18 protein-coding genes are annotated in these 16,257 nt (G+C 67.2%); 5 read left to right on the forward strand and 13 right to left on the reverse strand.

All coding sequences use genetic code 11. The features are described 5' to 3' along the window. Nucleotides 1–34: 34 nt before the first annotated feature. Nucleotides 35–1,060 carry an NADP-dependent oxidoreductase gene (locus tag E3N94_RS15200; protein ID WP_104102898.1) on the reverse strand — a complete coding sequence of 342 codons (1,026 nt, stop codon included), beginning with the start codon at nucleotides 1,058–1,060 and terminating at the stop codon, nucleotides 35–37. A 93-nt stretch (nucleotides 1,061–1,153) separates the two neighbouring features. Here E3N94_RS15200 and E3N94_RS15205 point away from each other — a divergent pair, with 93 nt between their 5' ends. Then, nucleotides 1,154–1,771: a TetR/AcrR family transcriptional regulator gene (locus tag E3N94_RS15205; protein ID WP_104102896.1), complete on the forward strand. Its 618-nt coding sequence runs from the start codon at nucleotides 1,154–1,156 to the stop codon at nucleotides 1,769–1,771. Between the two features lie 3 nt (nucleotides 1,772–1,774). Here the strand turns inward: E3N94_RS15205 and E3N94_RS15210 are convergent, their stop codons facing one another. The 3 genes from E3N94_RS15210 to E3N94_RS15220 are packed head-to-tail and all read right to left on the reverse strand — an operon-like array spanning nucleotide 1,775 to nucleotide 4,757. Further along, nucleotides 1,775–2,545, reverse strand: coding sequence for a fumarylacetoacetate hydrolase family protein (locus tag E3N94_RS15210; protein ID WP_134341802.1), 771 nt, complete (start codon nucleotides 2,543–2,545; stop codon nucleotides 1,775–1,777). Beyond that, entirely contained in the window at nucleotides 2,542–3,687 is a 1,146-nt protein-coding gene (locus tag E3N94_RS15215) for a branched-chain amino acid aminotransferase (protein ID WP_104102894.1), read from the reverse strand. Before E3N94_RS15215 ends, E3N94_RS15210 begins: the two co-directional genes overlap by 4 nt. Continuing rightward, nucleotides 3,684–4,757 (reverse strand): 3-isopropylmalate dehydrogenase, encoded by a 1,074-nt coding sequence (locus E3N94_RS15220; RefSeq protein WP_134371684.1) that lies wholly within the window; start codon nucleotides 4,755–4,757, stop codon nucleotides 3,684–3,686. Before E3N94_RS15220 ends, E3N94_RS15215 begins: the two co-directional genes overlap by 4 nt. A 102-nt stretch (nucleotides 4,758–4,859) precedes the next feature. On the opposite strand from E3N94_RS15220, the gene E3N94_RS15225 reads away from it, so the two are divergent. Further along, on the forward strand, nucleotides 4,860–5,111 hold the full coding sequence (locus tag E3N94_RS15225) for a DUF6458 family protein (protein ID WP_104102889.1): 252 nt from the start codon (nucleotides 4,860–4,862) through the stop codon (nucleotides 5,109–5,111). Between the two features lie 87 nt (nucleotides 5,112–5,198). On the opposite strand, the gene E3N94_RS15230 is transcribed toward E3N94_RS15225, so the two are convergent. After that, a complete protein-coding gene (locus tag E3N94_RS15230; protein ID WP_233191547.1) occupies nucleotides 5,199–6,686 on the reverse strand; it encodes an MFS transporter in 1,488 nt (495 codons plus the stop codon). Between the two features lie 131 nt (nucleotides 6,687–6,817). On the opposite strand from E3N94_RS15230, the gene E3N94_RS15235 reads away from it, so the two are divergent. Continuing rightward, a complete protein-coding gene (locus E3N94_RS15235) occupies nucleotides 6,818–7,411 on the forward strand; it encodes a TetR/AcrR family transcriptional regulator (RefSeq protein ID WP_104102886.1) in 594 nt (197 codons plus the stop codon). On the opposite strand, the gene serA is transcribed toward E3N94_RS15235, so the two are convergent. Continuing rightward, nucleotides 7,401–8,993 (reverse strand): phosphoglycerate dehydrogenase, encoded by a 1,593-nt coding sequence (gene serA, locus E3N94_RS15240; RefSeq protein WP_104102883.1) that lies wholly within the window; start codon nucleotides 8,991–8,993, stop codon nucleotides 7,401–7,403. The two genes, E3N94_RS15235 and serA, sit on opposite strands and share 11 nt — an antisense overlap. Nucleotides 8,994–9,090: 97 nt before the next feature. Between serA and E3N94_RS15245 the strand changes: the two genes are divergently transcribed. Together E3N94_RS15245 and E3N94_RS16685 are read left to right on the forward strand one after the other, a co-directional pair. Beyond that, on the forward strand, nucleotides 9,091–9,486 hold the full coding sequence (locus tag E3N94_RS15245) for a DoxX family membrane protein (RefSeq protein ID WP_104102881.1): 396 nt from the start codon (nucleotides 9,091–9,093) through the stop codon (nucleotides 9,484–9,486). 68 nt (nucleotides 9,487–9,554) lie between these two features. Continuing rightward, a complete protein-coding gene (locus E3N94_RS16685; protein WP_166790124.1) occupies nucleotides 9,555–9,698 on the forward strand; it encodes a hypothetical protein in 144 nt (47 codons plus the stop codon). On the opposite strand, the gene E3N94_RS15250 is transcribed toward E3N94_RS16685, so the two are convergent. The 7 genes from E3N94_RS15250 to ilvD all read right to left on the reverse strand — a co-directional run bounded on the left by E3N94_RS15250 (nucleotide 9,695) and on the right by ilvD (nucleotide 16,244). After that, nucleotides 9,695–10,063, reverse strand: a complete 369-nt coding sequence (locus E3N94_RS15250) for a hypothetical protein (RefSeq protein WP_134570527.1) — start codon at nucleotides 10,061–10,063, stop codon at nucleotides 9,695–9,697. The genes E3N94_RS16685 and E3N94_RS15250 overlap by 4 nt on opposite strands. Then, a complete protein-coding gene (locus E3N94_RS15255; protein WP_134570528.1) occupies nucleotides 10,060–10,662 on the reverse strand; it encodes a hypothetical protein in 603 nt (200 codons plus the stop codon). Before E3N94_RS15255 ends, E3N94_RS15250 begins: the two co-directional genes overlap by 4 nt. Beyond that, the gene (locus E3N94_RS15260; protein ID WP_104102873.1) at nucleotides 10,659–10,976 is read right to left on the reverse strand and encodes a hypothetical protein; all 318 of its coding nucleotides are present in this window, start codon (nucleotides 10,974–10,976) and stop codon (nucleotides 10,659–10,661) included. The genes E3N94_RS15255 and E3N94_RS15260 overlap by 4 nt, the downstream gene beginning before the upstream one ends. A 132-nt stretch (nucleotides 10,977–11,108) precedes the next feature. Continuing rightward, entirely contained in the window at nucleotides 11,109–12,137 is a 1,029-nt protein-coding gene (gene ilvC / locus E3N94_RS15265; RefSeq protein WP_134400719.1) for a ketol-acid reductoisomerase, read from the reverse strand. 41 nt (nucleotides 12,138–12,178) lie between these two features. After that, the gene (gene ilvN, locus E3N94_RS15270; protein ID WP_104102867.1) at nucleotides 12,179–12,688 is read right to left on the reverse strand and encodes an acetolactate synthase small subunit; all 510 of its coding nucleotides are present in this window, start codon (nucleotides 12,686–12,688) and stop codon (nucleotides 12,179–12,181) included. Between the two features lie 3 nt (nucleotides 12,689–12,691). Further along, the gene (locus E3N94_RS15275; RefSeq protein ID WP_134371693.1) at nucleotides 12,692–14,512 is read right to left on the reverse strand and encodes an acetolactate synthase large subunit; all 1,821 of its coding nucleotides are present in this window, start codon (nucleotides 14,510–14,512) and stop codon (nucleotides 12,692–12,694) included. Between the two features lie 37 nt (nucleotides 14,513–14,549). Next, nucleotides 14,550–16,244 carry a dihydroxy-acid dehydratase gene (gene ilvD / locus E3N94_RS15280; protein WP_104171612.1) on the reverse strand — a complete coding sequence of 565 codons (1,695 nt, stop codon included), beginning with the start codon at nucleotides 16,242–16,244 and terminating at the stop codon, nucleotides 14,550–14,552. Nucleotides 16,245–16,257 lie beyond the last annotated feature (13 nt).

Raw genomic sequence — 16,257 nt, forward strand, 5'->3', positions numbered from 1 at the left:
GTGTGATCGTGTGAAATGGATGCTGTCGGGAAAGTCAGACGTTCGTGCGGACGACCATCTTGCCGGTGTTCTCGCCACGCATGAGGCCGAGGAAGGCGTCGACCGCGTGGTCGATCCCGTCGACCACGGTCTCGTCGAAGACGACGTCGCCCGCGGCGAGCCAGCCGGCCATGTCGGCCGAGAACGCGGGGAAATGCTGCACGTAGTTGCCCACGATGAAGCCCTTGAGGGTCAGCCCGCGACCGATCATGTTCGCCAGGTTGCGCGGGCCGCCGGTCGCCTCGGTGTTGTTGTAGACGGAGATCGCACCACAGAGGGCGGCGCGTCCGCCGTCGTTGAAGCTGGCCAGTGCCGCCTCGAGGTGCTCGCCGCCGACGTTGTCGAAGTAGACGTCGATGCCGTCCGGAGCCGCGGCGGCGAGCTGCTTGGCGATGTCGCCGTCCTTGTAGTTGAAGGCGGCGTCGAAGCCGTACTTCTCGGTCAGCAGGGCAACCTTCTCGGCCGACCCGGCGGAACCGATCACGCGCTTCGCGCCCTTGAGACGGGCGATCTGGCCGACCATGCTGCCTACGGCCCCGGCCGCGCCGGAAACGAAAACGGTGTCGCCTTCCGTGAGCCCGGCCACCTCGAGCAGGCCCACGTAGGCGGTGAGTGCGGTCATGCCCAGCACGCCGAGGTAGGCGGAGAGAGGCACGCCGGGGATTTCCGGGACGACGCGGAAGCCGGAGGCCTCCTCCTGTACCAGGTCGCGCCAGCCGAACTGGTGCACGACCACGTCGCCGACGGCAACCGCGTCAGAGGCGGATGCGACGACGCGGCCGACGGCCCCGCCCGTCATCGTCTCGTTGAGAGCGTAGGGGGCGGAGTAGGACTTGGCGTCGTTCATCCGGCCGCGCATGTAGGGGTCGACCGAGACGAACTCGTTGGCCACGCGAACCTGACCGGGGGTCAGCTCGGGCAGGTCGATGCGGATGGTGCCGAAGTCGGCATCCGTTGGCCAGCCGGTGGGGCGGGCGACAAGCTGGATCTGGGTGCTGGTGATGGTGATGGACGAGGCCATGGCGGCTCCTCTGCTTCTTTGTAACGAATGTTTTAATATATTGTGTACTGAGCGATACACAAAACCACTCACAGCGAAAACGGAGGAAACACCATGGGGCGGCTGCAGAGTTTCGAGCGCACGACCGTCGTCCAGGCGGCCAGGGACCTGTTCTGGGACAAGGGCTTCGAGGCTACCTCGCTCGCCGACCTCGAAGATGCGACCGGTCTCCGGCGATCCAGCCTCTACCATGCCTTCGGCAGCAAGCGTGGCCTGTTCGACGCCGCCGTCGAGGACTACCAGGCCTCCGTCATCCGCCCGAGATTGCGGACCCTGACCGGGCCGGGGATCGGCCGGGCCTCGCTGCTGGCCTACTTCAGCGAACTCAGGTCGGCGGTCTCCGCCCTGCCGGAGGACTCCCCGCGCCGCGGCTGCCTGCTGGTGAACTGCGCCGCAGGCCTCGCCGGGCACGACGACTTGGCCCGCCAGGTCGTGGAGGGCTACCGGTCCGAGCTGACGGACACCCTTCAGGACGCCCTCCGGGCGGCCGGGACCGCGGCCGGAGGAAGCGCGCCGGACCGCGCGCCGGAACGCGCCCGCACCCTGGCTTCGCTCGGCATGAGCGCCATGCTGCTCGCCCGGGTCAACGCGACCGAATCGGTGGCGTTGCTGGATACGGCGACGGAGCAGATCCGGTCCTGGTTTCCCGTGCACGCCGCAACCGACGCCTGACGATCAGGCGCGCCGCACCGGATTCGTCAGCACGCCGATGCCGGCGATCTCCACCTGCACGGCGTCACCATGCACGACGGAGGCGGACCGGTCTGGGGCACCCGTCAGAATGACGTCGCCCGGCAGCAGGGTGAACACGCTGGAGACGAAGGAGATCATCTCAGCAACGGTGTACTTGAGCAGCGTCGCATTGCCCTTCTGGAAGACCTCGCCGTTGATGCGGGACTCGATGGTCAACGCGGTCCAATCGTATTCGGTGTCGATGACCGGTCCGAGCGGGCAGAACGAGTCGAAGCTTTTGGCCCGTGTGAGGTCGCCGTCGCGCTCCTGCAGATCGCGGGCGGTGACATCGTTTGCTACCGTGTAGCCCCAGATGGAGTCCTCGGCGGCGTCGACGGACACGTTGCGGGTGATCTTGCCGATCACGATCGCGAGCTCGCCCTCGACGTGCACGTTGTCCGTGGACACCGGCACGGTGATCGGGTCGCCGGGGCCGACGACGCAGGTGTTCGGTTTGAGGAAAAACCTGGGCTCACCGGGCGAGCGGGCCGCGGTGGACTGCTCGGCCGCGTCGGTGAAGTAGGACCACGCCATGCCCACGATCTTCGACCGCGGGATCACCGGGGCGAGCAGCTTCACGTCGCGCAGGGCCACGCGCTCCCCGGACGGGTCGTAGCCCGCGAACATCGGGTCGCCCTTTAAAACGACGATCTCGTCGTCGTCGACGATGCCGAACGAGATGCGTCCCTCGTGACTGAACCGTGCGATTTTCACGCGGGTCCCACCGGGGCGTCGAGCCGGGTGAGCCAGCCGTGGCGGTCGGGCAGGCGGCCGTACTGAATGTCGGTCAGCTCCTGGCGGAGCGCCATCGTGATCTGGCCGGCCGGACCATCCGGGTCGCCGATGGAGAGGTTCGGGCCCTTGAGCTGCGAGATCGGGGTGACGACGGCGGCCGTGCCGCAGGCGAACACCTCGGTGATGGCACCGGATGCGACACCGTCCTGCCATTCGCCGAGGGTCACGTCGCGCTCCTCCACGGTCAGGCCTCGGTCCCGGGCGAGCTGGATGATGCTGTCGCGGGTAACGCCCTCGAGGATCGCGCCGGTCAAGCGCGGGGTGACGAGCGTGTCGGTGCCGTGAACGAAGAACACGTTCATGCCGCCGAGTTCGTCGATGCGGCTGCTGGTCTCCCCGTCGAGGAAGAGCACCTGGGCGCAGCCGTTGTCATAAGCCTGCATCTGAGGCAGCAGGCTGGCGGCGTAGTTGCCGCCGCATTTGGCCGCGCCGGTGCCGCCGCGGCCGGCGCGGGAGTACTCGGTCGAGAGCCAGATCTTGATCGGGGCCACACCGTCTGCGAAGTAGGCGCCGGCCGGGCTGGCGATCACGTAGTAACCGACCTGGTGCGCGGCACGCACGCCGAGGAAGCTCTCGTTGGCGATCATGAACGGGCGCAGGTAGAGGCTGGTCTCCGCAGCGGAGGGCACCCAGTCGCCGTCTACGGCCACGAGCTGCCGGATCGATTCGATGAAGTCGGCCTCGGAGAGTTCCGGCAGTGCCAGGCGGCGTGCGGAGCGCTGCAGGCGCTCTGCATTCTTCTCCGGGCGGAAGGTCCAGATCGACCCGTCGGCGTGACGGTAGGCCTTCAGCCCCTCGAAAATCTCCTGGCCGTAGTGCAGCACCGAGGAGGCCGGGTCGAGGTGCAGCGGACCGTAGGGCATGACCCGGGCGTTGTGCCAGCCCGCGTCGAGGGTCCAGTCGATGGCGACCATGTGGTCGGTGAACTTCTTGCCGAAGCCGGGATCGACGAGGATCTCTTCGCGCTCGATCTTCGTGCGGGCCGCGGTCGACGGCGTCAGGCTGAATTTCAGCGGGAAGGTGGCGGTTCCGGATGTCGTCGGGGGCGCTGGCTGGCTCATTGGATTCCCTTGTCTGTCAGTCGAGTCACGATGGCGTCGCCCACGGCGCTGGTGCTCCGGGGTATGTCGAGAGCCGCCCGGGCCACGATGTCGGCGGTCACGGCGGCAGTCACCCGGGCCGCGGCATCCGTGAGTCCGAAGTGCTCCAGGAGTAGCGCCACCGACAGGATGGCCGCCGTGGGGTCAGCCAGTTGTTTGCCCGCGATGTCCGGTGCCGAACCGTGAACCGGCTCGAACATGCTGGGGAACCTGCCCTCAGGGTTAATGTTCCCGGAGGCCGCAAGGCCGATGCCGCCGCTGATTGCCGCCGCGAGATCGGTGAGGATGTCGCCGAAGAGGTTGTCCGTGACGATGACGTCAAATCTACTCGGATTTGAGACCAGGAAAATCGTGGCCGCGTCGACGTGCAGGTAGTCGACGGTCACCTCGGGGTATTCGGCTGCGACGGCGGTGACGATCCGCTGCCACAGACTGCCCGCGAAGACGAGCACATTGGTCTTGTGCACGAGTGTGAGGTGGCGACGGGGCCGACCCTGGGCCTGGGCGAAGGCGTAGCGCACCACGCGTTCGACGCCGAAGGCCGTGTTGACGGAGACCTCGTTGGCCACCTCGTGCGCGGTACCCTGGCGGATCGCTCCGCCGTTGCCCACGTAGGGACCCTCTGTGCCCTCGCGCACGACGACGAAGTCGACGGTGCCCGGAGACGCCAGCGGGCTGGGCACGCCGTGGTAGAGAACGCTCGGGCGCAGGTTCACGTAGTGGTCGAGCGAGAAGCGTAACTTGAGCAGCAGGCCGCGCTCGATATTCGCGTTGGCGAGGCGGGGGTCCCCCGGCACGCCGCCGACGGCGCCGAGCAGGATGGCGTCGTGGCCGGCGATCGCCGCGAGGTCGTCATCGGTCAGCACATCGCCGGTTTCCAGGAACCGTGCGGCGCCGAGGGAGAACCAGGTTGCGTCGAAGGTGACGTCGTCGGCAGACGTGGCCGCCTCGAGAACCTTGACCGCTTCGGCGACGACCTCGGGGCCGATCCCGTCGCCGGGAATGACAGCAAGCTTGATGAGAGGGGACATTCGACTCCGTATGTCTGAAAGTTGGCTGTAGATAAACCCTACTGCGACGCAACGAGTGTCTAAGCTGGTCAACTCCTGACAACCAATAGAAAGCAGTTTCGCATGAGTCTCGGATTGGGAATCTTCCTTCTTGTCGTCGGCGCCATCATGGTGTTCGCCCTGAACGTGACCGTCGAGTGGATGGACATCGAGCTGGTCGGCTACATCCTGATGGGCGCCGGTGCTGTCATCATGGTCATCGGCATCGTCTTGCTGACCCGCAAGCGCAGCAGCATCACCACGACCCGCAGCGCCGTCGACCAAGCGAGCGGGGAACAGGTCACGTCGCAGAAGCGTTCCGTCGACGACGTCTAGGTCGACGTCCGTCGTGCCGGGGCCCGTGTCGAGGTCGATGTCGACACGCGCCCCGGCACCGGCCTGCGCCGGCGGCGGCCCAGGTGATCAGGTCGCCTTACGCAGGGTGACCAGCGCCACCAACGCCGCCGCCAGCACGAGAATGGTACCGATCCAGGCCGTGGGCCCAATTCCGCTGGTGAAGGCATCGCGGGCCGACGAGAGCAGCACGTTTGCCAGGCCGGAGGGCAGCCCGTCGGCCACCGCCACCGCACCACCGAGGGTCTCCGCCGCCGCCGCGCTCTGCGCCGCGGTGAGGGCCTCCGGCAACACGACCGCACTGCGGTACGACGCCGTCAGGATGGTACCGAGGATGGTCGTGCCGAGCACGGCGCCCAGTTCATAGGCCGTCTCGCCGACAGCGGATGCCGCCCCCATCTTGGCCGCCGGGGCGTTCGCCACGATCAGTTCGTTCGAGACCGTCTCGGCCGCGCCGATCCCGATCCCGAGGGCCACGAAGACGAGCGCGATGCCGACCGCGTCGAGGTCTCCCCCGCCCAGGGCGGCGGCCGCGTAGCCGACGGCCGAGATCAGCAGTGCCACCGGAACGACGATCGACGGCCGCACGCGCCGGGCGATGGGCACGATGACGAGGCCGGACACGATCATCGCCGCCAGTCCCGGCACGAGCACCAGACCCGCCTCCAGAGGCGAGAGGGCCAGTACGAGCTGCAGGTACTGGGAGACGAAGAACAGGCCGCCGACGAGAGCCACGACGCTCAGCAGGTTGACGCCGATCGCCCCGCTGAAGGCCCCCTGGCGGAACAGCCCGAGGTCGATCATCGGGTGCGTCAGCCGGGGCTGGCGGCGCACGAAGACCACGCCTGCGGCGAGTCCGAGCACGATCGGGCCGAGCGAGAAGGGCGTGGGTCCGTGCTCCGCCAGGGCCTTGATCCCGTAGACGACCGGCAGCATGGTCGCCAGCGAGAGCGCGATGCTCGGCGCGTCGATGCGTCCGGGGTTCGGGTCGCGGGACTCCGGCACGAGCAGGGGCCCGAGAACCAGCAGCGGCAGGAGCAGCGGCACCGCGAGCAGGAAGACCGAGCCCCAGGCGAAGTGCTCCAGCAGCACGCCGCCCACCACGGGGCCGAGCGCGCTGCCTGCGGCGAAACCGCTCGCCCAGATCGCGATCGCCAGCCGCCGCTGGTTGCGGTCGGTGAAGACGGAGCGGAGCAGCGACAGCGTCGGCGGCATCAGCATGGCGCCGAAGAAGCCCAGCACGGCGCGGTCGATGATCAACCACTCGACGCTTGGGGCGAAGGCGGCCACCACGGAAACGGCGCCGAACCCGGCGGAGCCGATCAGCAGCAGCCGGCGGCGCCCGATCCGGTCACCGAGGCTGCCCATGGCCACTAGGAGGCCGGCGAGCATGAGCGGGTAGATGTCGATTACCCAGAGCAGCTGCGTGCCGGTCGGCCGCAGGTCCTCGGAAATGGCCGGCAGGGCGAGGTTGAGCACCGTGTTGTCGATCGAGACCAGGAGCACGGGCAGCATGAGCACGACGAGCGCCCACCACCGGCGGCGGGGGCTGAGCACACGGCTGACGGCGATGACGGGGGTGGTCTCTCGGACGGTATTCGACACGGGAACGACTTCTTTCGGCTCCAGGGACGGATGCTGCACCGTCCAGACGGTACAGTAAACCGTCCAGACGGTATAGTAGCACCATGAGCTCTAAAACCGCAGCCCCGGCCCGGAACGTGCCCCGCCTCTCCCCCACGCGCGATCGCATCCTGGACGCGTTCGCGCACCTCCTGATCGACCAGGGCGAGCGGGCGGCCACCCTCGAGGCGGTGGCGGTGGCGGCTGGCCTTTCCAAGGGCGGCCTGCTCTACCACTTCGGGTCGAAAGACGCGCTCGTGGAGGGACTCCTGGCCCGGCTCGACGCGCTCGTCGCCGACGATGTCGAACAAATTCGAGCGGCCTCGGCCGGAGCGGTCGACTACCTGATCCGCACGTCGATGAGCGAGGGGACCGTGCTCGACCAGTCGATCGGTGCGGCCGTCAGGCTCGCGCAGGGGGCACATCCATTGGCCAATGCGGCCCTGGCCGCAACTCGACGCCAGTGGCTGAGCGTCATCGAGGAGGCGGTGGGAGACCCGGACGTGGCCGAGGTGATCATGCTCGTCAGTGACGGGCTGTACTACGAATCCACCCTCGCGAGCCCCGGCCAGCCTGCCGTCGATGACACATCGACGACGAGGTTGGACCGGTTGCTCGCGGTGATCGGGCGGATGACCGACGGAACTGCTATTCGGTGATGGAGATTTCGATCATGGCCTCGGCCGAGATCGCGTCGCGCACCGTGGCCAGCAGGCTCGCCGGAACGGGCGAGTCGACCGTCAGTACGCTCAGGGCCTTGCCGCCAGCCACGTGGCGGGCGATCTGCATGCCCGCGATGTTGATCTGGGCGTCGCCGAACTCGCGGCCGTAGACGGCCACGATTCCCGGACGGTCCGTGTAGAGCATCACGATCAGGTGGTCGTCGAACGGAACCTCGACGTCGTAGCCGTTGATCTCGACGATCTTCTCGATTTGCTTGGTGCCGGTCAGGGTGCCGGACACCGATACCTGCGAGCCGTCCGCGAGGGCGCCACGCAGCGTGATGACGTTGCGGTACTCCGGCGACTCCTTGTCTGTGATCATGCGCACCGCGACGCCGCGCTGCTCGGCGAGCAACGGCGCGTTGACGTAGGACACGGTCTCGCTGACGACATTGGTGAAAATGCCCTTGAGCGCGGCGAGCCGGAGCACGCTCACGTCATAGTCGGCGAGCTCGCCGCGCACCTCGACGTCGACGCTGGTCAGCGGGCTGTGGGCGCCGAGACCGGAGAAGACCTGGCCGAGCTTCTCCACCAGCGGGATGCCGGGGCGCACGTAGGGGTCGATAACGCCTCCGGCGACGTTGACCGCGTCGGGGACGAGCTCCCCCGACAGGGCGAGGCGAACCGACTTGGCGACGGAGACGCCTGCCTTTTCCTGGGCTTCGTCCGTGGAGGCGCCGAGGTGAGGCGTGGTGATGATGTTGTTGAGGCCGAGCAGCTTCGACCCGGTCGGCGGCTCGTTGACGAACACATCGAGGCCGGCGCCGGCGATCGTGCCGGCCGTGAGGGCGTCGTAGAGGTCGTTCTCGTTGATGAGGCCGCCGCGGGCCACGTTCACGACGAACGCGGTGGGCTTCATCAGCTTGAACTGTTCGGCGCCGATCATGCCGTTGGTTTCGGGCGTCTTGGGCATGTGGATGGTGATGAAGTCCGACTGTGCAAGGAGCTCATCGAGGCTGACCGGAACCACGCCGAGCTGCTGGGCGCGGGCGGAGGTGATGTAGGGGTCATAGGCGATGATGTTCGTGCCGAAGGCCTGCATCCGCGCCGCGATGAGGGCGCCGATGCGGCCGAGGCCGATGATGCCGATGGTCTTTTCGTAGAGCTCGACGCCGGTGTACTTGGAGCGCTTCCACTGCCCCTGCGCCAGCGCGCCGTGGGCGGCCGGGATGTGACGGGCCAGGCTGATGATGTGCCCGACGGTCAGTTCTGCGGCGGAAATAATGTTGGAGGTCGGGGCATTGACGACCATGACGCCCGCAGCCGTGGCCGCTTTAATGTCGACGTTGTCGAGGCCGACGCCCGCGCGGGCGATGACCTTCAGTAACGGTGCGGCGGCGATTGCCTCCGCGTCCACCTTCGTGGCGGAGCGCACCAGAACGGCATGCGCCGTGGCCAGTCCGGCGAGTAGCGCGACCCGGTCAGTGCCGTCTACGGAGCGGACCTCGAAGTCGGGCCCGAGGGCGTCGACGGTGGCAGGCGATAATTCTTCAGCGATTAGGACAACAGGTTTTGACACGAAAACGGATCCTCCGATTGCAGCAGAAAAGCATGGCTTGCGCCGCGACCGTGGGGCGCCAGATATGAAATCACTCTATCGGCTGGAGAATAGGGCCATGAGCAGCGTTACATTCCCCGACCTCCAGTTCGCCGTGCGCATCGTGCTGGCGGTGGTCTTCATCGGCGCCGGCATCGCACATTTCGTGCCGGGTGTGGCGCGCACGATGAGGGCGATGATCCCGCCACGGCTGCGAACGACCGGGATGCTTCGCCCCGGCAACCTCGTCATCCTCACCGGAGTCTGCGAGATCGCGGGCGGGCTCGGACTGCTGTATCCACCCACGATCGTGACGGCCGGCGTCTGCCTGATCGTGTTCTTGGCGGCGATCTTCCCCGCCAACGCCTTCGCCGCGCGCTACCCGGACCGCTTCGGCGTGGCCGCGATCCCCCTCGTGCCGCGGCTGACCGGGCAGCTTGTGCTGATGGGGCTGATCGTCGTCGCGATCGCCTGAGCGCTAGGCGACGCCGTGCACCACAGGCGGAGCGCCCTGCCCGGTGTCGAACCAATTCGACGGAGATTTTGGGTCAAACACCCGTTTTTGAACCCAAACGCGCTGTTGAGAGCAACATCTCCGTCGAATTCGTTCGGGACACCGAGCGGCAGGGCCAGGCGAGCAAGCAGGGCCAGGCGAGCAAGCAGGGCCAGGCGAGCAAGCAGGGCTAGGCGAGCAGGCTGCCCGCGCCGAGGGTGAAGATGTTGGCGGCGATCGCGGCGTTCAGACCCAGGCCGGCCAGGAACAGGGCAGCCTGCGCGGCGGGTCCGCGCGAACGCCCGATCCATGCGGCAAGCACGAAGACGAGGAGCGGGCCCAGGATGCCGACGAGGAGCACGAAAATACCGGGTCCGCTCAGCTGGGTGTCGAGGCTTTGAGCCAGGATGTTGAGGCCGACCAGGTTGCCGACGCCCTCCCAGATGTCGTAGGCATAGCAAAGGCCGAACAGGATCGCGATGCCCGTCGACAGCCAGCGCGGGGTGCGCCGCCGGGATGAGGGGACGGTCGCGGGCGTGGTCACCGGTGAATCGGTCATGCGATGACCCCCGGTCCGGAGATGAACGGCAGCGGGGCGAGCAGAACGACTCCGAGGAGTAGCCAGCCGATCCGGGCTCGGGGATGCGTTCTGGTCAGCCAGAACGTCACCGCGAACCAGACCGCTGGAGCGGCCACGGCCAGCCAGAGACCGAGGGAGAACATGAACTCGGACAACTCGTCGGCGGGCGGGGTCTGGATGCGGCCCACGCCGATGAACCAGCCCACCGTGTAGAGCAGATATATTCCGCCGAAGATTCCGAGCGAGACGAGCGCCAGGGAACTCGTGGCCGTGCGGGTCAGGGCGGCGTCGGCCGCCGCCTTCGCCGCGACAGCGGATGCCGGACCGGCCACGGTCCATCCCTCCGGCGGCGCGACGGAACCGGTCTCGGTACCGGCCGCGGTGCCGGCCGCGGTGCCGGTGTCGGTTTCAGAGCCGGAGCCGGAACCGTCGCCGGTCGTGACGAAAGCGCCCGAATCCGGCTCGGCGGGCCGTGCGGTCGCGCCAGACTCGTCGCCGGAGACGAGCGTGGGGTCGTCGTCGCCGGCCCAGCCCAGAGCGTCGTCCCGGTTGTCGTCACCGGAGTGTCCAGAAGTCATGAGACCAGCGTACCGAGGCGCCGCCCGGGCGGCGCACACTTCCGGCTGATCACGACTTTCAGTGCCTTGGTTTCCGCCGCGCGGGAGAAGGTGTCGTACGCCTCGAGGATCTGGTCCATCCGGAACCGATGCGTGGTCAGCTTGTCGGCTGGGATCTTCTTCTGCGCGACGAGCCGGAAGACGGTGTCCGGGGCCGAGGCGCGCTCGAGCTTCGCGGCCGTGACCGTCTCCCCCGCCGGGCCGTCGGGGATGCCATGAACCGGCTGCGAATGGGGGTCGTGTCCTGTGCGAACCGGCAGGCCGGGTTCATCCACGGGCATCAATGGTGACCACCCGGACCGGACGTGGCAAGCACCCCCGAAGGCATCCTCGGGCAATCAGCGCCGTTGACGCGGCAGCGGGGCCAATCCAGTGGATTGGCCCCGCTGCCGATGCGAGCTCGGGTGTTAGCGCGCGGCTTCGCCGTCAGTGTAGTCGTCGTCGGCGGAGGCGTTCCAGGCGAACAGCTTGCGCAGCTCACGGCCGGTGGCTTCGATGGGGTGCTCTTCGCCCTTCTTGCGCAGAGCAAGGAACTCCGGTGCTCCGGCGTCCTGGTCCGCGATGAAGCGGGCCGCGAAGGCGCCGTTCTGGATGTCGGCGAGAACGGCCTTCATATTCTCCTTGACGTGGGCGTCGATGACGCGTGGGCCGGAGACGTAGTCGCCGTACTCGGCGGTGTCGGAGACGCTCCAACGCTGCTTGGCGATGCCCCCCTCCCACATCAGGTCGACGATGAGCTTGAGCTCGTGCAGCACCTCGAAGTAGGCGACCTGCGGCTGGTAGCCGGCCTCGGTGAGAACCTCGAAGCCGTACTGGATCAGCTGCGACGCGCCACCACAGAGCACGGCCTGCTCGCCGAACAGGTCGGTTTCGGTCTCTTCGGTGAAGGTGGTCTTGATGCCGGCGGCGCGCAGCCCACCGATCGCCTTGGCGTAGCTGAGGGTGAGCGGCCAGGCCGCGCCCGAGGCATCCTTCTCGACGGCGACGATCACGGGAACGCCGCGGCCGGCCTCATACTCGCGGCGAACGGTGTGGCCCGGTCCCTTGGGGGCGACCATGGTGACGTCGATGCCTTCGGGGGCCTTGATGTAGCCGAAACGGATGTTGAAGCCGTGTCCGAAGACAAGGGCCTTGCCCGCAGCGAGGTTCGGCAGCACGTCGTCGGCGAACAGGTGACGCTGCACCTGGTCGGGCGCCAGGATGACGATGACGTCGGCCCAGGCGGATGCCTCGGCGGTGCTGAGAACGGTGAAGCCGGCCTCTTCGGCCTTGGCCTTGGACTTCGAGCCGTCCTTGAGGCCGATGACGACCTCGACACCCGAGTCGCGCAGGTTCTGCGCGTGGGCGTGACCCTGCGAGCCATAGCCGATGACGGCTACCTTCTTGCCCTGGATGATCGACAGGTCGGCGTCTTTGTCGTAGTAAATCTCAGACACGAGTAAATGTTCTCCTTGTTGTTGTAGTCGGTGGTCGAGCTCTAGTTTTTGAAGACGCGCTCGCTGATCGATTTCGACCCGCGGCCGATGGCGAGCAGGCCGGACTGGGCGATTTCCTTGATCCCGTAGGGCTCGAGCACGCGCAGCAGCGCCTGCGTTTTGCCGGAGTCCCCGGTGACCTCGATCACGACCGCGTCGACGGACACGTCGACGACCCGAGCCCGGAACAGGGTCACGGCTTCGAGCACCATCGACCGGGTCGTGTTGTCGGCGCGCACCTTCACCAGCAGGTGTTCGCGCTGCACCGACTGGGCCGGGTCGAGTTCGACGATCTTGATGACGTTGATCAGCTTGTTCAGCTGCTTGGTCACTTGCTCCAGCGGTGCGTCTTCGACGTCGACGAGGATCGTGATGCGGGAGAGCCCGGGGATTTCGGTGTGGCCGACGGCGAGGCTCTCGATGTTGAAACCGCGGCGGGCGAAGAGGCCGGCGACCCGGGTGAGCAGGCCGGGCTTGTCCTCGACGAGGAGGCTCAGAACGTGGGTGCTCACGGGTTATTCCTCTTCCCAGGTCGGTGCGTGCTCTTTGGCATACTGCACGTAGCTGTTGCTGACACCCTGCGGCACCATCGGCCAGACCATGGCGTCCCGGCTCACGATGAAGTCGATCACCACGGGCCGGTCGTTGGTCGCCAACGCCAGCTTGATGGCGTCGTCGACCTGGTCGGGGCTGGTGACCCGGATGGCGAGGGCACCGTAGGCCTCCGACAGCTTCACGAAGTCCGGCACCATGGCGGACCCGTGCCCGGTGTGCAGATCGGTGAAGGAGTGCCGTCCGTCGTAGAACAGGGTCTGCCACTGGCGCACCATGCCCAGCGAGGAGTTGTTGATGATGGCGACCTTGATCGGAATGTTGTTGATCGTGCAGGTGGCCAGTTCCTGGTTGGTCATCTGGAAGCATCCGTCGCCGTCGATCGACCAGACCACCCGGTCGGGCTCGGCCACCTTGGCACCCATCGCTGCGGGGATGGAGTAGCCCATCGTGCCGGCGCCCCCGGAGTTCAGCCAGGAATTGGGCCGCTCGTACTTGATGAACTGGGCCGCCCACATCTGGTGCTGGCCGACACCGGCCGCATAGACGGCTTCCGGCCCGGTCAGCTCGCCGATGCGCTGGATCACGAACTGCGGGCTCATGAGGCCGTCGGTCGGCTCGGAATAGCCCAGCGGGAACTCCTCCCGCAGACCCTTGAGGTAGGTCCACCAAACGCTGACGTCGGGCGTCGTCGTGGTGATGGCGGCCGCGTAGGCGATGGTGAGTTCGGTGATGACCTCCTTGGCATCACCGACGATGGGAACGTCGGCGGCGCGGATCTTACCGATCTCCGCGGGGTCGATGTCGACGTGCACGATCGTGGCGTGCGGCGCAAACTCGGAGACCTTGCCGGTGACCCGGTCGTCGAAGCGGGAGCCGAGCGCGATGATCAGGTCGGCCTCCTGCAGCGCGAGCACCGCGGACACGGTGCCGTGCATCCCGGGCATGCCCAGGTGCTGGTCGTGCGAGTCCGGGAACGCGCCGCGCGCCATCAACGTGGTGACGACGGGCGTCTTGCTGAGTTCGGCGAAGGCGAGCAGTTCTTCCGACGCGCGGGCACGGATGACACCGCCACCCACATAGAGGACGGGCTTCTTGGCCTCGGCAAGCAGCTGGGCCGCAGCCTGCACCTGTTTGCCGTGGGCCTTGGTGACCGGCCGGTAGCCGGGCAGGTCGAGCTTGGGCGGCCAGATGAACGGGGCGCTCTTCTGCTGGGCATCCTTGGTGATGTCCACCAGGACCGGGCCGGGCCGGCCGGTGGAGGCGATCAGGTGAGCCGACGCGATAGCCGCGGGGATGTCCTCGGGACGCTTGACCAGGAAGGAGTGCTTCGTGATCGGCATGGTGATGCCGACGATGTCGGCCTCCTGGAAGGCATCCGTGCCCATCAGAGTGGAGAAGACCTGGCCGGTGATGCAAAGGATCGGCACCGAGTCCATGTAAGCGTCGGCGATGGCGGTGACAAGGTTGGTGGCGCCGGGCCCGGAGGTGGCGATGGCCACCCCGACGCGGTTGCTCGCCGAGGCGTAGCCCTCCGCGGCGTGGCCGGCACCCTGCTCGTGCCGCACCAGGATGTGCCGGATCACGGTTTGGCTCATCAGCTCGTCGTAGAGCGGAATGACGGCGCCGCCCGGTAGACCGAAGACGTCGGTGACGCCCAGCAGCTCCAGCGAGCGGATGATCGCACCGGAACCGGTGAGGATTTCCGGTGCCCCCGAGTCGGGCGCCCCGGCGGCCGCGGCAGACGAGGGCGACGGTGATGGCACGGGTGTTTCCGCGGTCATGTGATCAGTTCCCTAGTTCGATGACGAATAGTGAGTTCTAGCCCGTGACGGCGCCGACGGCCGCAGACTGGACAAGCTTCGAGTACTTTGCGAGAACGCCCCGGGTGTAGCGCGGAGGCAGAGGTGCCCAGCCAACACTCCGGGCGGTCAGCTCATCAGGGTCGACCAGTAGGTCGAGCGTGCGAGCTGCGATATCGACCCGTATCAGATCACCATCGCGCACGAAGGCGATTGGACCTTCGTCCACCGCTTCGGGTGCTATATGGCCGATGCACAGTCCGGTTGTGCCGCCTGAGAATCGACCGTCCGTTAAGAGTAGTACATCGGCGCCGAGCCCGGCGCCCTTGATGGCGGCGGTGATCGAGAGCATCTCCCGCATTCCGGGCCCGCCCTTGGGTCCCTCGTAGCGGATGACGACGACGTCTCCCTTCTGGATCTCCCCCGCAGTGAGAGCGTCCATGGCGGCGCGCTCACGCTCAAACACGCGCGCGGGTCCCTCGAAGATGTCGGAGTCAAAGCCGGCGGTTTTGACGACGGCACCCTCGGGGGCGATAGAGCCCTTGAGGATGGTGATTCCGCCGCTGGCGTGAATCGGGTTGTCGAGGGTGCGCAGCACCTCGCCGTCCAGTTCGGGCGGGTCGATCTCGGCAAGGTTCTCGGCCACGGTCTTGCCGGTCACGGTGAGCGCGTCGCCGTGGATGAGGCCGGCCTCGAGCAGGGCCCGCATCACGGCCGGCACGCCGCCGTGACGGTCGACGTCGTTCATGACGTACTTGCCGAACGGCTTCAGGTCGCCGATGTGCGGAACCTTGTCGCCGATGCGGTTGAAGTCGTCGAGGGTGAGCTCGACCTCGGCCTCGTTCGCGATGGCCAGCAGGTGCAGAACCACGTTGGTGGAGCCGCCGAACGCCATCGCCACGGCGATCGCGTTCTCGAAGGCCTTGCGGGTCAGGATGTCCCTGGCCGTGATCCCCAGACGCAGCAGGTTGACGACGGCCTCGCCGGAGCGGTGCGCGTAGTAGTCGCGGCGGCGGTCGGCGGAGGCCGGGGAGGCCGATCCCGGCAGGCTCATGCCGAGAGCCTCGGCCACGCTGGCCATGGTGTTGGCGGTGTACATGCCGCCGCAGGCACCCTCGCCGGGAGCGAAGGCGCACTCGATGCGCTTGGCGTCGGCCACGGACATCCGCCCGGCCTTGACGGCGCCCACCGCCTCGAAGGAGTCGATGATGGTGATGTCTTTTTCGGTGCCGTCGGAAAGCTTGACCCAGCCGGGAGCGATCGATCCTGCGTAGAGGAAAACGCTGGCCAGGTCGAGGCGGGCCGCGGCCATCAGCATCCCGGGCAGCGACTTGTCGCAGCCCGCCAGCAGCACGGAGCCGTCGAGGCGCTCGGCCTGCATGACAACCTCGACCGAGTCGGCGATGACCTCGCGGGAGACGAGGGAGAAGTGCATGCCCTCATGGCCCATCGAGATGCCATCGGAGACGGAGATGGTGCCGAACTGCAGCGGGTAGCCGCCGCCGCCGTGCACACCTTCTTTGGCGGCCTGCGCGAGGCGATCCAGGGAGAGGTTGCAGGGCGTGATCTCGTTCCACGAACTTGCGATGCCGATCTGGGGTTTCTCCCAGTCGGCGTCGCCCATACCGACGGCCCGGAGCATCCCCCGCGAGGTGGTGGCTTCGATTCCATCGGTGACGTCCCGGCTGCGAGGCTTCATATCGATCTCAGTCATGCACTGAGTCTAA

The organism is Cryobacterium sp. Sr3 (genome assembly GCF_004402835.1).
Lineage (GTDB): Bacteria > Actinomycetota > Actinomycetes > Actinomycetales > Microbacteriaceae > Cryobacterium > Cryobacterium sandaracinum.